A 14,721-nucleotide genomic window follows, 5' to 3' on the forward strand; every position below is an offset into this window, starting at 1 on the left:
GTTATAATGAATTCATTTGACTTATAGATAAATCTTTACTATGTAGTTATAAAAAATAAAAATCAATCAATTTTAAAATTAAGAAACGAGGATATTTAATGAATGATAATCAATTTGCTACATTAGGTCTTAAGGAGAGTATTGTGAGAGCAATATCAGACCTTGGTTTTACGAAACCATCTCAAATACAAGAACAAAGTATTCCTGTAACACTTAGCGGTGCTGATTTAATAGGTCAAGCACAAACTGGTACTGGAAAGACTGCTGCTTACAGCCTTCCAATTATAACTAAAATGAGTGATAAAAAAGGAATAAAGTCTCTTATTTTAGCACCAACAAGAGAGCTTGCTGTTCAAGTTAAAGATGAAATAGAAAGGCTTTCTAAGTATGAAAATATTGAAGTATTATCTGTCTATGGTGGAGATTCTATTGATAGACAAATTAGAGCTTTAAGAAAAGGTGTAGATATAGTTGTTGGAACTCCAGGTAGAATCTTAGATCTTATAAAGAGAAAATATCTTCATTTAGAAACTATAGAGTTTTTAGTATTAGATGAAGCTGATGAAATGCTTAATATGGGATTCATTGATGACATAGAGGAAATTCTTAGTCATACACCATCTGAAAGACAAACTTTATTATTTTCAGCAACAATGCCTGATCAAATAGCTAAACTTGCTAAAAGATACATGAAGCCTGATGCTAAACTTGTTAGTGTAAAGAAAAGCTCATTAACTGTATCTAAAATCGAACAAAACTATTTTATGATTAATAATAAGCATAGATTAGAAGCTCTTTGCAGATTATTGGACTTAGATAATCCAAGTTCAGCTATAATTTTCTGCAGAACAAAAAGAGGTGTTGATGAACTTGTGCAAGAATTACAATCAAAAGGTTACATGGTTGAAGGAATGCACGGAGATATGACTCAAGCTCATAGGTTAACTACCTTAAATAAGTTTAAAGAAGGTACTTTAAGTTTATTAATTGCTACTGACGTTGCAGCTAGAGGTATAGATGTCGAAGGAGTAACTCACGTATTTAATTACGATTTACCTCAAGATGTTGAATCTTACGTTCATAGAATCGGTAGAACTGGTAGAGCAGACAAAAGCGGTACTGCTTACTCTCTAGTAACACCAAAGGATTTCTCAATGCTTAAACAAATTCAAAATGTTACTAAAAGTTCAATTACACAAAAACCAGTTCCAACAGCTGAAGAAATCAATAATAAAAAATTTAAAGATATGATTTCAGAAGTAGAAGATGCTATTAAATCTGGAGAGCTTACTAAGTTCATTCCAAGTGCAATAGAATTGGCTGAATCTCATGATCCAATAACAATAATTGCGGCATTAATGAAAATTAAATTTGAAAACGAAAGTGTATTTGATTATAGCTCAAATAAATTAGATTCACCTAGTAAAAAAGAAGATGTTCGTTTATTTTTCTCTGTCGGCAAAAGAGATGGTTTAACTCCAAAAGTATTAATCAATTATATTAAAGATATGACAAGAATTAATGCTTCAGTAATTGGTCAAATAGACCTTATGGAAAACTTCTCATTTGTAACAGTCGATGAAACTGTATCTGCTAAAATATTGGATAAATGTCCTGGCGGAAAAATTAATAGAAAGAAAGTTAATGTTGAAGTTGCTAATAAGCGTAAGAGATAGTAAATATTTTATTTAATACTCTTAATTTAAGGGAAGATTTATTTTTAGGTATGCACCTAGAGCTTATCCTCCCTTTTTATTTTATAATTTTTAGCAGCAACATAAAAAAAATTCTATAATTATCCCCAATCCACATTTTATTATCAACAGTATTACTTAGTTGTCCACATTATCTTCATAAGACTCCACTTCTATTATATTATATTCATTTTCCAATAAATACTTCTTTGGCATTCTCATACTAAGAATTCCATCGTCAATACTTTTTAACACACGACTTATCTCAATCTCTTCAATATTCTCAAATTTTTTATTATACGACTTTCTGACAACCATATTTCTAGATAGTATTCCTAAACCGGATTTTTGTATCTCCGATCTATTTAAATTTATTTCTATTATTCCTGGGTCGTATCTTATGCTCAATTCTCTAATATTAATTCCATATAAATTAATAGTTAGCAAGTACATATCATCATATTCTTCCATCCTAATGAAGCTAATATTATTATCTTCAACACTAGATTCAGAATATTCATTTTCCTTTGTAAATTCCTCAATATCAATGTTATCCAAAAAAGATTGCATTATTCCACCTATTCTTTCAATATTCCCTAAATTAAAAAGATCTCCCATTCCAAAAGAAAAAATCTTAAACATACTCTCTCCATAATATATTTCTTAACACCTATATAATATTTATAAACTTCTAATTTGCTTAAAATATTTATCTCACTTGATGTGCTTATTAATAATTAAAATTAGTGTATCAATTTTAATTGATAAATTAGCTCAAACAACAATATCTTATCAATATACTTTTAATACATTTCTACTTTATAAATACTTATATACAACAACTGTATCAATACACTATTGAATATTTTCTTTTTAAACCTTACAATAGTATTTATTAAGGAGGCATGTATCATGAAGCGAATTGATAAAATTTATAATTATATTTTGCAAAATTGCAAAAATTTTAATAAAGATACATTTTTAGAGCAAAAAGGATTCAGTGCTCAATACATTGGAGAAACACTAGGTATATTAAGAAATAATGTTTCAAAAGAACTTAATACTCTTTGCAGAGAAAAGAAAATAATAAAAATAAAAAATAGACCAGTTATGTATTTTGACAGAAAACATATTGAGGATTTATTATCAATAAAGTTGCCTGATAATTTAGAGGAAATCTCAGATATTAATTCTTTAATTTCAACACCACACAAAACTGTTATCCAAGACCAATCACCTTTTAACTACCTAATTGGTGCTAATACGGGCTTAAAAAATCAAATCGAACAAGCTAAGGCAGCCCTAATGTATCCACCTAACGGTCTCCATACTTTAATAATTGGTGGCACAGGTGTTGGTAAAAGTTTGTTTGCTAATATAATGTATGAATACTCTAAATACATAAAGAACTTACCTGAGGATGCACCTTTTGTAGTTTTCAACTGTGCTGATTACGCTAATAACCCACAACTTCTACTCTCTTATATATTTGGGCACATCAAAGGTGCTTTTACAGGTGCTGATAAGGAGAAAGAAGGTATAGTTGAGAAAGCTAACGGTGGTATTCTATTTTTAGATGAAATACATAGATTACCACCCGAAGGGCAAGAAATGGTGTTCTATTTTATGGATACTGGAACATACAACAAACTCGGTGAAACTGATAGAACTCGTAAAGCTAAAGTATTATTGATAGGCGCAACTACAGAAGATCCTAATTCCACCTTATTAAATACGTTTATAAGAAGAATTCCAATAACTATAGCAATTCCAAGTTTTGATGAGCGACCTATTGATGATCAGATTCAGTTAATACACTATTTAATATCAAAAGAGGCACAAAGGGTTAATAAAACAATTAAAATATCAGCCGAAGCCATTAAAGCTCTTATTGGAAGCACTTCCTACGGAAATATTGGACAACTTAAATCTAATATTCAATTAGCTTGTGCAAAAGGTTTCTTAAATACTATTAATACAGGCAATACAGATGAGTGCATTGATATAAATTTAAAACTACTGCCACCAAATATAAAAAATGGAATTCTTACATTTGGTAATAAAATAAAAGATAACGCTACTGCATGGAATATAATTCCTAATACAATTACTATCCTACCAGATGGTAATAAAACATTTTTAGAGACAGATGCTTATGAGCCCCCATTTAATATTTATAACATTATTGAGGATAAAACGTCTGCTCTTCAGGAAGAAGGAATGCGTGATGAAGATATCAAAAATTTCATAACTACAGATATCAACATTCATTTAAAGCAATTCTACGCAAAATTTAAGAATGATACACATAGACGTGAAGGCTTACTAAAAATTGTTGACAAAGATATTGTTGACTTTGCTGAGGAAATCAAGGCGTTGGCCGAATCTAAATTAAATAGAAAATTAAACGAAAGATTTATTTATGCTACAAGTCTTCATTTCAGTGCATTATTTAACCGTATAAAGAAAAAGACCGTTTCATTTTCATCGCATATTGAACTACAGTTGTCTATTAATAGTAGAGAATATGAAGTAGCAACTGAAATTCATGCATTAATAGAGCAACGTTATAACTTAACTATTCCTCCTATTGAAATTGAATATCTTGCACTACTCTTAACATCAATTCAAGAGTCGTCCCATCAAGAAAGAGTTGGGATCGTAGTTGCAGCTCATGGTTCAAGTACTGCTACTAGCATGGTTGCTGTTGCTAGAAAACTTTTTGACGCTGATAATATTTTAGCTGTTGACATGCCTCTTGAAATGACTCCTTCAGATATTTTAGAAACCGTAATTGAAAAAGTTAAGATTGTAGATGAAGGCAAGGGTGTATTACTTTTAGTGGATATGGGTTCATTAAATAGTTTTGGTGATGTTATTACAGAAAGAACTAATATTAATACTAGAAGTGTGGATATGGTTTCAACTCCATTAGTTTTAGAGGCTGTTAGAAAATGTTCATTATGTGATACAGATTTAAATTCCGTGTACTCATATTTAATTACTGATTTCAGAGGATATACAAATAAGGTAGTAACAGATGAAAATCCAAGCGCTGATGGTGTTATCGTTACAATTTGTTCTACTGGTAAAGGCGCTGCTATTAAACTTAAGGAACTAATTCAAGATATAGTTGATAATATAACTTCGAGTGAAATTAATATTATTGCTATTGGTTTAAAAAACTTAAGTAAATCTATCACTCATATATCAAAAAATAATAAGATTATTGCACTAATTGGAGTATCAAACCCTAATATGGAAATTCCATTTATATCATTAGAAAATTTGATTGATGGTTCAGGCGAAAAATTACTAAAAAGTTTAATAGAAGGAAAGACTATTATTGATACTAATAACAAAACAGAAAATCAAATAGTTCTTAAAAATCTTTGTAAACAAAGTCTTAGAGAACTTATAACTTTCCTAAATCCCGAAAAAATATGTTCATTATTAGAAGACTTCGTTATAAGCATTGAGGAATCTCTATCCATAAATTATGAAAATCCTGTAAAACTACGAATTATGCTACATGTTGCTTGTGCTTTAGAGAGAATGATTTTGAATGATGGACTGGTGTATAGAGAGTCTACTGATACACTTGATCAGAATATTTTGTATGCTCTAAAGAAAGCCAGCTCAATATTTAAGAATTCATTGTCTATATCATTAACTGATGATGAACTGTATTACATGATCGATATACTAAATGATTATCAATACTTAATTTAGCTTTTATTTAGTATCAAATTATGTATTATATCAATTAAAAGTATATCATTTTCTACACATAGTGTATTAATAAATATCTATAGTGTATCATCTTTTATATTTATATTTACTTAATACTACTAAAACTGTATCTTAATAATACTTTGTATTTCTGATACACTATGTTGGTACGCTAATTGCTATGTATATTAGTATCTGAACAATAAGTAGAAAGGGTGATACGGTAGTGATCGCATTAATTATAAGCACTCATGGTAAATTCTCAGAAGAACTGGTTAAATCATCTGAGATGATTTTTGGTTCTCAAACAAATATAGGTACTGTTACATTTAAACCTGGTGAAGGTACAGATAACTTAATAGCAAAATACACCAACCTTATAGATAATGAGTTAGATTGTAAGGACGGAGTTTTATTTATGGTAGACCTCTTCGGTGGAAGTCCATTCAATGCAGCTAGTGTTCTAACATTGAATAATGACAATATTGAGATTGTATCAGGTGTCAACCTTCCAATGTTATTAGAAGTATTTAGCAGTAGAGACTTTTCAAGTCTTCCTGAATTAGCATCAATAGCACAAAATGCTGGTAAAGATGCTATAAAACAAATAAACACAAATTCTGAAGAGGATGATTTATAATGAAAATCACATTAGCAAGAATTGATGACAGGTTAATACACGGGCAAATAGTTACAGTTTGGTCGAAGGAAACAAAATGTCAAAGAATTATCGTATGTAACGATGATGTAGCAAAAGATGAAATAAGAAAAACTTTATTAACTCAAGTTGCACCTCCTGGGATTCAATCTCATGTAGTTGATATTCACAAAGCAGTTAGAGTTATTAATAACCCTAACTATGAAAATGATGTTGTTATGCTTCTTTTTACTAATCCAACTGACGTTCTTAGATTAGTTGAAGCTGGAATAGATATTAAATCTGTTAATATCGGAGGAATGTCTTTCAAAGAAGGTAAAACTCAAGTAACTGGAGCTATTTCATTGAATGATCAAGATATAAAATCTTTCAGAGAATTGAATGATAAAAATATAGAATTAGAAATAAGAAAAGTTGCTTCTGATTCAAAAGCCTTTATTATGCCTTTAATTGAAAAAATGTAATTTTTATTGTTCTTATTTTCATAATCTCATGTACATTAATTCTTGGCATTCTATTCTACTGGTTAGTCTGGTTAGCATAGCATCTAAGAAGTAAACAAAGACAAATAAGACTTATAGCATTAAACTAATATGTATATATTTAAGTAGACTATCTTTTGGAATAATTTTAGATAGTCTCTTTTTATTATAAAAATCTATACAGTTTGTTTATTAAAATTGCTTATCTTTTCTTTAAATTTGTCTATTTGAATAAATGTATCATTAATTTCTTGTTTATCTAAGCCGCTCCTGCCTAATCTATCAGAAAGCGACACTAATACAATCTCATTAATTTCTACATCGTCTAGCATATCACCTATATTTTGAAACTTCATATTTTTAGTTACAAATAAGCTTTGCATATGCCATCCTACTAGTCCTTTAACTTCATTTATAAAATTCTCTTCCTCATTAAAGTATTCTAAAAATTTTCTTGCCATATCAGCGCCTACGATATCATGATCATAAGAAGTTAATCTACCTTTTCTGATCTTGGTAGTTGGTTTCTTACCAATGTCGTGTAGTAAAAGTGCCCACATAAATGCTCTTTTGTTTTTACTCTTATCTCTTCTTTTAGCACCTTCATCCACTACCATCATTGTATGAATAAATACATTTCCCTCTGGATGAAATTTAGGATTTTGATCAACTTCTTGCAGTTCTTTTATCATCGAGAATGGATATTTATCAAGTAATTTAGCATCTAATGCCTCCTGTATATAATTAGAAGGCTTATCATCATTAAGCAAGTGCTTTTCTATGTCTAAAAAAATCTCTTTATCATTCATAGCATACTCCTATTTAATATTTCTTTAATATTGAAATAAATTTATTATTATATTAAAAATTTTAATTTAACATTAGTATATCTATTATTTTAATAATTAAACATTTTAACACATTCATATTAAAATAGAGAACGACTTATTGTTAAATTTCACTAATTAAATCATTATTAGTTATCATAACAATAAATTGCTCTCTATTAATATATTATATAATTTATGAAAGTATGGATTTTTGCATATAATATTCTTATAGTGCTGTATTTCCTCTTTCACCAGTTCTTATTCTTACGCATTCTGCAATATCAACAACAAATATCTTTCCGTCTCCAACTTCCCCTGTTCTAGCTATTGATGTAATTAATTCAATAACATCTTCCACTTTATCATCTTCTACTGCTATTTTAACTTCTATTTTAGGTAAAACATTAGTTGTTATTTCTGTACCTCTATGATACTCCTTCCAACCACGTTGTTGACCACATCCCATAACTTGACTTATAGTTACACCATTTATATTGTTATTCTTTAATGCATCTTTAATTTCTTCAAGTTTTGAAGGTCTTATAATCGCTTCTACTCTTTTCATAATATATTTCCTCCCTAATTATCTGCATGATATATATTTTTAGAAATGTATATCTGAAATTATACCACAAATCTCTTCAATCTAGTTATCTATTAATATATTGATGCAGTATTATTTAGTGCTATTATAGCATTTATATCCTAGTCTAATCCATTGAATGCTGGATAAGCAGTTTCACCATGTTCAGCTACATCAAGACCATCAGCCTCTTCTGAACCTTCAACTCTAATAGTCATAAATAATTTCATAACTTTTATGATAATAAATGTCATGACTGCTGCAAAAATAACTGTTATTACTATACCCTCTATTTGAGCAATTAAAAGATTAATATCCCCAAAGAAAAGACCATTCCATTTTGCTACAGAGTTAATTGCTGTTTGTCCAAATAATCCAGTTGCGATTCCTCCCCAGATTCCACCAATTCCGTGACATCCAAAAGCGTCTAACGCATCATCATATCCGAATTTTGCTTTTACTACGCTCATGAAGAAGAAGCATATTGGAGAAACTATTGCACCTATTACAATTGATGACCAAAGTGGAACAAATCCTGCTGCTGGTGTAATTGCAACTAGTCCTACAACTGCGCCTGTCGCTGCTCCTAGTATTGTTGGTTTACCATGTTTTATTTTTTCAATAAACATCCATGAAAGTAATGCTGCTGCTGCTGCAGTATTTGTTGTCATGAAAGCATGTACAGCAAGTGGACCAGCATTTAATGCACTACCAGCATTAAATCCAAACCATCCGAACCAAAGTAATGCTGCTCCAAGAACTACAAAAGGAATATTGTGTGGTTTATATGACATCATTCCATAACCACGTCTCTTACCTAGCATTATACATGCTACAAGTCCTGAAACTCCTGAACTTATATGAACTACATCTCCACCTGCGAAGTCTACTGCTCCTAAAGAACCGATTATTCCGCCACCCCATACCATGTGAGCTAGTGGATAATATACTAAAAGTGACCATAATCCTATAAAAATAAATAGTGCTGAAAATTTCATTCTTCCTACTAAAGATCCAGTTATAAGTGCTGGAGTAATTATTGCGAACATCATTTGAAATGCTGCAAAAAGTTCATGTGGTATAGTAGGTGCAAGTGCTGAAGGATCTGCCCCAACTCCATTGAATAGGAAGAAATTTAGTCCACCTATTACTCCACCAATATCATCGCCGAATGATAATGAATAACCTATTAAAACCCACATTATTGATGCTAGTCCACAAATAAAGAATGAAGACATCAGTGTATTTAAAACATTTTTTCTACGCACCATTCCTCCATAGAAGAATGCAAGCCCCGGTGTCATTAAAAGTACAAGTGCTGAACAAATTAATAAGAAACTGCTATCGCCAAAATTAATTTCCATAAAAAATCCCCCTTAAAATCAATAATTTCTTGAATAATAATAATCCTTTTTTTGAAATTTCTTTAAATTATTCAAATAATTGTAATCAAGAAGTAATTGAGCTCTAATACTTCTACAAGTTATCTTTGTAAATTAATTTACTTAATTTATTACGACATCGTAATTCTAAATAAAAAAACGGTGCTTGTAAAACATACCTTTTCTTTGTACGTTTCACAAACACCGTTGTTTATATTTTTTAGTATATTCTCTTAATATAAATTTGTCAATATATTTTTAAAAAATTATATTGATTGTTATTTTTTTTTCATTACCTTATAATGACATAATTTTAGACATCCTATATTACAATTTTCATTTATATTAATCAAACTGGTAAGACATTATATTATATTTTATTCTTAATCTTATTAGCTTGATAATAGAGTTATATTATTGATTAATATATCTTTTATATTTGAATATTTGTTTGGCATATTGCCTTCTCCATTTATTAATTGAATCAGATTTGCTAGATCTCGAAGTTTACTTATCTCATACCAATCATTTGTAAGCTTATAACTAGAAATTTTATTATATTCTTCTTCAAAAACTTTTATCATATCTTTACTAAAATACTCTTCATATCTAAAAAACTGTCCGATATCTGCTAAAGGATGTCCAGCCATTGCAAATTCCCAATCTATAACTCCACCTAGTTTATTATCCTTAATCAAAATATTTGTTCCTTGAAAATCTCCATGAACTAACCTAATATCATTATCTAGTTTATTTAGTATATGACCATTTTTATTCACTATGTATAAAATTTTATGCACTAAATCTTTTCCTAGACGCTCTTTAGCTTTACTACCCATGAATTTTTCGTACCATAGTATTAAAGGTGGTAATTCATTTACGACTTTCAGATTTTCATCTAAAAAACCTGCCTTCTCAAATTTATAGCTATGTATTTGTGCTAAAAACTGTGCAACATCCTTAATAAAATTATTTTCTATACTATAGCCTTCGCTTATTGCTTTACCTATTGTCTTTCCTTGCATGTATTCATAAATTGCATATTCCCTATTTTGTATAATCTCATTGTTCCCAACCTTGTAAATAGTAGCAACATTAACTAACTTATCTTCTTTTAATTTAGCTAATAATTTAATTTCTTTCTTATAATTTTGCTCTTTTGAAAAAAATATCTTTAGAATATATTTTTTCTCTGGTATATTTGTATCTACGATATAGTTGGTCGTTCTGCAGCCTTCATTTATCGGAATTACATTAGTAATATAATCATTCTCTAGTATACCTTCAAGCAATTCCCCAATTATATTATTATCAATTTTCAGAAACGGAAATGTTCGCTCCCATCCATATTCCATAAGCATACCTCATCTACTGCATATAATTTTTATCGAGTCTAATTGTAATATATTTTACTACATATGTGTAAATACTAAGTATTTAAGATTAGAAGCATATATTAAGGATCAATGATAGTTACGTATATTATTTCCCTGGTAATATCTAATAAGTTATGTCAACTAATATTCTACGATGCTTCCAAATGTTTCACATAGTCAAACGCTTTTTCTATTGCTTCTGTCTTAGTTTCATAGATATTTATCTCACCAATCTTAACCACAAATCCCATCTTGCTTAACACCTTCATTGGTTGATCTTGTACATGAGTTAAACAAAGCCTTATATCTAGACTTTTGCAATGTTTTAATAATTTAGTTAGCGCATCTATTCCCGAAGCATCCACTGCATGAGTATGGCGCATATCTAAAATGACAACTTCAATAGAAGCCTCAAGTCCTGTCATTTTAGAAATAAATTCTTGTACTACTCCAAAGAATATTGGACCATTGACTTGGTAAACATGTATCTTTCCTCCTGCTTTTTCTAATACATTTGATATACTGTCATCAAAAACGCCTTCATCAACTAAGTTCCTTATTTCAGTAGTATCAGAGACTCTCTTCATAAATAAAAACATAGTCATAATCATTCCAATTCCTATTGCAACTACTAAATCAAATACAACTGTGCATGCGAATGTTACTAATAATACAATCACATCGCTCTTAGGCGCTTTTAATAATGCTTTGAATACTCTCCATTCACTCATGTTATAGGATACTATTATAAGTATGGCTGCTAGTACAGTCATTGGTATCATTTTAGCTAATGGCATTAGCGCTAGCATAGTCATTAATAACACAACTGCATGAACCATTCCTGCTATTGGACTTTTCCCATTTGACTTTACATTTGCTGCAGTTCTTGCTATAGCTCCTGTCGCTGGTATTCCCCCAAATAATCCACTTGTAATATTAGCTATTCCTTGAGCAACAAGTTCCATATTAGAATCATGCTGATCGGATATCATGCCATCCGCTACTGTTGCAGATAATAATGATTCTAACGCTGCTAGAATAGCAATTGTCATAGCCGGCGCGAATAATTTATTTATTATATATATGTTCATATTTGGAAATACAGGTGTTGGCATAGTTGATGAGATTTCTTGGAACCTACTTCCTATAGTTTCTACTGGAATATTAAAAACTTTTACAATAATAGTTATTATAATTAATGCAATCATAGACCCTGGTATTGTTTTATTAACCTTAGGCCATATTGCCATTATTGCTACAGCTCCTACTCCCAGTATTAGTGACCATACATTAATGGATTCTATATTGGTAAAATAAAATTGCCACTTTTCAAAAAACTCTGCTGGCACATTATCAATATGTAATCCGAGAAAATCCTTAATTTGTGTGGACATAAGTGTTACTGCTATACCAGCAGTAAAACCTATAGTTATTGTTTGTGGTATGTACTTAATTAATGAACCAAATCTTAATAATCCCATTATAACTAAAATTATTCCTGCCATTACCGTTGCAGTAATGAGCCCATTCAATCCGTATTCTTGAATAATTGAGTAAATTATAATTACAAATGCCCCTGTAGGGCCACCTATTTGAACTTTGCTGCCTCCTAAAAATGATATTATAAACCCTGCTAATATTGCCGTTACAATCCCCTTATCCGGAGATACCCCTGATGATATTCCAAGAGCTATTGACAATGGCAATGCTATTACAGCAACAATAAATCCAGCTATTATGTCTTTCATAACTTGCCCTCTTGTAATTTCCTTACTCTTGATCATAGAAAAAAACCTAGGCATCATTTTAAATCACTTCCTTGTTAATTTTTTCACTCTTTATATTACTCCTAATTTATATAGTAGTCAAAAAATACGTTTACAATTGTTATCTTCTCTATAATCCTTATAGATATTATTCATACTAGTTAATAATAAAAGAGGAAGCAATTACTACTTCCCCTCTCCTGACCTTTTATAAATACTAAGAATATATTATATAATCTTCACAATGCTGTCTTCTTGTCCTTATTTATATTAATTTTCCTCTTTCTTTGATCACTCCTAATAATTACACCTCTATATTATATTCTATATTTTCCAACATCTTATCTAACTTATCTTGAAGTTTCTTTGTAACATTTACTAATGGAAGTCTAACTTCATCAGAATCTATTAAACCCATCTTATTTAGGCAATACTTTAGTGGTGTAGGATTAGGTTCTGAAAATAGAAGAGGTATCATGCCATGTATCAGCTTCCATTTATCCAATGCTTCTTGATGATTATTCTCTTTTACTAAATTATATATATCTATAAATTCTTTAGTTCTTAAATGAGCTGAAGCCATTATTCCTCCCTGTCCACCAAGCGCAAGTGTTGTATAAAAATACGCATCCTCTCCTGTCAATATTGAAAAATCTTTTGGTGGGTTTAATAATAATTCTGTTGTTTGCTTCATATTTCCGCAGCAATCTTTTATACCGATTATATTCTTTAACTGTGATAATATTTGTACAGTATCATTCTCAATATTAGTTCCTGTCCTATACGGTATATTATAAAGTATGATATCTAAGTTAGTTGATTCTGATAAAGCTTTAAAATGTTCGTAAATGCCTCTTTGATCGGGTCTTGAATAATATGGTGCTACAGATAGTATGCCATCTACGCTATGCTTTTCTACTATCTTGGACATTTTAACTACTTCACTTGTATTATTTCCTCCCAATCCTACATACACCGGCACCCTATTATTATTATACTCAATAGTCTTTTCTAATACTTCCTCGTACTCACACGTAAGAATGGTAGGTGATTCTCCAGTTGTTGCTAGTGGAATAATTCCATTTGCACCTTCTTTAATATAATGATTGATCATTCTTTCGTAAGATTTAAAATCTACCTTTCCATCCTTAAATGGTGTTATTAATGGTACTAGTACCCCTTCTACTTTCATTAATCTGCCAACTCCTAAAAATTATTTTGTTAAATAAGAAAACCCGTTAGTAATTTATACCAACGGGTAGAGTTAATCGCATAAAACTTGTACAAAACTAAATTATAATAATATTAGAACTTCCATTGTAATACTATCATCTATAGTTTTATCAAATCCTTGTAGCTCTCCACTTTCGTGACAGTTATACATATATTCTATGCATAACCAGAAATAAATCTTTGCATAATTCAAATCTTCGGCCATAATACCTTTTCTCATCAATCACCGTTTGCCAACTCATGATGAGTACTCTTTATTACTGGCGCCTCTACCTTAGGTTTTCGTTATTAAATTACTCCAATTATATCACTTAAATAATTATTTGTAAATGATATACCATCTACTACACATTAATCAAAGTTCTCAAAGGATTTTTACTTTGTATAAGATGAGAATTTTAGGAATCTACAAGTATTTTGATGTAATTATTATATAAACATGTTAAATTAAAAATATCCACATTAATAAGAAATAATCCACATGCATATTACAATACATTGTGGATTATTTCTTATTTTTCTCTACCTAAATATTTATTTATATAGTAATCATATGAACTTTTTTACTGTAAATAAAAAAGATAGTCATTACAACTATCTTTTAAGTTACCTCGCAACGTCCTACTCTGCCACACAGTCGCCCGTGCAGTACCATCGGCGCTATAGACCTTAACTTTCCTGTTCGGAATGGGAAGGAGTGTTACCTCTATGCCATCATCACGAGATGCTTGTTCATTCCAAATCTATGATTTGGTCTAATGAACTGTACTCCTCAACTACGTTGAGTGAGTTTCCTTTGAAAGCTTTGTTCTTTCAAAATTGCACATAGTTTTTTTAATATATTACAACTTGATTATTTATTGGTCAAGCCCTCGACCTATTAGTATCAGTCAGCTAAATATGTTACCATACTTACACCTCTGACCTATCAACCTTGTAGTCTTCAAGGGGTCTTACTAGCTTACGCTATGGGAAATCTAATCTT

11 protein-coding genes, 2 rRNA genes and 1 riboswitch are annotated in these 14,721 nt (G+C 30.1%); of the genes, 4 read left to right on the forward strand and 9 right to left on the reverse strand.

The window, feature by feature from the left end; translation table 11 throughout:
- Positions 1 to 98 precede the first annotated feature (98 nt).
- Positions 99 to 1,676, forward strand: a complete 1,578-nt coding sequence (locus tag CLCHR_RS02670) for a DEAD/DEAH box helicase (RefSeq protein ID WP_079438136.1) — start codon at positions 99 to 101, stop codon at positions 1,674 to 1,676.
- A gap of 156 nt (positions 1,677 to 1,832) precedes the next feature.
- Here CLCHR_RS02670 and CLCHR_RS02675 read toward each other — a convergent pair whose 3' ends face one another.
- Positions 1,833 to 2,336 (reverse strand): Hsp20/alpha crystallin family protein, encoded by a 504-nt coding sequence (locus CLCHR_RS02675; protein WP_079438137.1) that lies wholly within the window; start codon positions 2,334 to 2,336, stop codon positions 1,833 to 1,835.
- A gap of 270 nt (positions 2,337 to 2,606) precedes the next feature.
- Here CLCHR_RS02675 and CLCHR_RS02680 point away from each other — a divergent pair, with 270 nt between their 5' ends.
- The 3 genes from CLCHR_RS02680 (at position 2,607) to CLCHR_RS02690 (ending at position 6,548) form a co-directional block, all read left to right on the forward strand.
- Positions 2,607 to 5,426, forward strand: a complete 2,820-nt coding sequence (locus tag CLCHR_RS02680) for a sigma-54-dependent transcriptional regulator (protein ID WP_079438138.1) — start codon at positions 2,607 to 2,609, stop codon at positions 5,424 to 5,426.
- 226 nt (positions 5,427 to 5,652) lie between these two features.
- Positions 5,653 to 6,066, forward strand: a complete 414-nt coding sequence (locus CLCHR_RS02685) for a PTS sugar transporter subunit IIA (RefSeq protein WP_079438139.1) — start codon at positions 5,653 to 5,655, stop codon at positions 6,064 to 6,066.
- A complete protein-coding gene (locus CLCHR_RS02690; RefSeq protein ID WP_079438140.1) occupies positions 6,066 to 6,548 on the forward strand; it encodes a mannose/fructose/sorbose PTS transporter subunit IIB in 483 nt (160 codons plus the stop codon). The genes CLCHR_RS02685 and CLCHR_RS02690 overlap by 1 nt, the downstream gene beginning before the upstream one ends.
- Positions 6,549 to 6,742: 194 nt before the next feature.
- Here the strand turns inward: CLCHR_RS02690 and CLCHR_RS02695 are convergent, their stop codons facing one another.
- The 8 genes from CLCHR_RS02695 to CLCHR_RS02730 form a co-directional block, all read right to left on the reverse strand.
- On the reverse strand, positions 6,743 to 7,375 hold the full coding sequence (locus CLCHR_RS02695) for an HDIG domain-containing metalloprotein (protein WP_079438141.1): 633 nt from the start codon (positions 7,373 to 7,375) through the stop codon (positions 6,743 to 6,745).
- Positions 7,376 to 7,622: 247 nt separating this feature from the next.
- Entirely contained in the window at positions 7,623 to 7,961 is a 339-nt protein-coding gene (locus tag CLCHR_RS02700; RefSeq protein WP_079438142.1) for a P-II family nitrogen regulator, read from the reverse strand.
- 140 nt (positions 7,962 to 8,101) lie between these two features.
- Positions 8,102 to 9,343, reverse strand: a complete 1,242-nt coding sequence (locus CLCHR_RS02705; protein WP_079438143.1) for an ammonium transporter — start codon at positions 9,341 to 9,343, stop codon at positions 8,102 to 8,104.
- 410 nt (positions 9,344 to 9,753) lie between these two features.
- Positions 9,754 to 10,716 (reverse strand): aminoglycoside phosphotransferase family protein, encoded by a 963-nt coding sequence (locus CLCHR_RS02710; RefSeq protein WP_079438144.1) that lies wholly within the window; start codon positions 10,714 to 10,716, stop codon positions 9,754 to 9,756.
- A 170-nt stretch (positions 10,717 to 10,886) separates the two neighbouring features.
- A complete protein-coding gene (locus CLCHR_RS02715; RefSeq protein WP_079438145.1) occupies positions 10,887 to 12,542 on the reverse strand; it encodes a SulP family inorganic anion transporter in 1,656 nt (551 codons plus the stop codon).
- Positions 12,543 to 12,807: 265 nt separating this feature from the next.
- Positions 12,808 to 13,695, reverse strand: a complete 888-nt coding sequence (gene dapA, locus CLCHR_RS02720) for a 4-hydroxy-tetrahydrodipicolinate synthase (protein WP_079438146.1) — start codon at positions 13,693 to 13,695, stop codon at positions 12,808 to 12,810.
- 154 nt (positions 13,696 to 13,849) lie between these two features.
- A riboswitch (Lysine riboswitch) is annotated at positions 13,850 to 14,016 on the reverse strand.
- A 328-nt stretch (positions 14,017 to 14,344) separates the two neighbouring features.
- Positions 14,345 to 14,461, reverse strand: a 5S ribosomal RNA gene (gene rrf, locus CLCHR_RS02725).
- Positions 14,462 to 14,596: 135 nt separating this feature from the next.
- A 23S ribosomal RNA gene (locus CLCHR_RS02730) occupies positions 14,597 to 14,721 on the reverse strand; the annotation flags it as partial.

Source organism: Clostridium chromiireducens, from assembly GCF_002029255.1.
Classification (GTDB): domain Bacteria; phylum Bacillota; class Clostridia; order Clostridiales; family Clostridiaceae; genus Clostridium; species Clostridium chromiireducens.

Excerpts from the sequence above, each read along its gene's own strand:
- CLCHR_RS02680 (WP_079438138.1), top strand. The coding sequence starts at position 2,607 with ATGAAGCGAATTGATAAAATTTATAATTATATTTTGCAAAATTGCAAA.
- CLCHR_RS02715 (WP_079438145.1), bottom strand. The coding sequence starts at position 12,542 with ATGATGCCTAGGTTTTTTTCTATGATCAAGAGTAAGGAAATTACAAGA.
- CLCHR_RS02710 (WP_079438144.1), bottom strand. The coding sequence starts at position 10,716 with ATGGAATATGGATGGGAGCGAACATTTCCGTTTCTGAAAATTGATAAT.
- CLCHR_RS02690 (WP_079438140.1), top strand. The coding sequence starts at position 6,066 with ATGAAAATCACATTAGCAAGAATTGATGACAGGTTAATACACGGGCAA.
- CLCHR_RS02705 (WP_079438143.1), bottom strand. The coding sequence starts at position 9,343 with ATGGAAATTAATTTTGGCGATAGCAGTTTCTTATTAATTTGTTCAGCA.
- dapA (WP_079438146.1), bottom strand. The coding sequence starts at position 13,695 with ATGAAAGTAGAAGGGGTACTAGTACCATTAATAACACCATTTAAGGAT.
- CLCHR_RS02700 (WP_079438142.1), bottom strand. The coding sequence starts at position 7,961 with ATGAAAAGAGTAGAAGCGATTATAAGACCTTCAAAACTTGAAGAAATT.
- CLCHR_RS02695 (WP_079438141.1), bottom strand. The coding sequence starts at position 7,375 with ATGAATGATAAAGAGATTTTTTTAGACATAGAAAAGCACTTGCTTAAT.
- CLCHR_RS02675 (WP_079438137.1), bottom strand. The coding sequence starts at position 2,336 with ATGTTTAAGATTTTTTCTTTTGGAATGGGAGATCTTTTTAATTTAGGG.
- CLCHR_RS02670 (WP_079438136.1), top strand. The coding sequence starts at position 99 with ATGAATGATAATCAATTTGCTACATTAGGTCTTAAGGAGAGTATTGTG.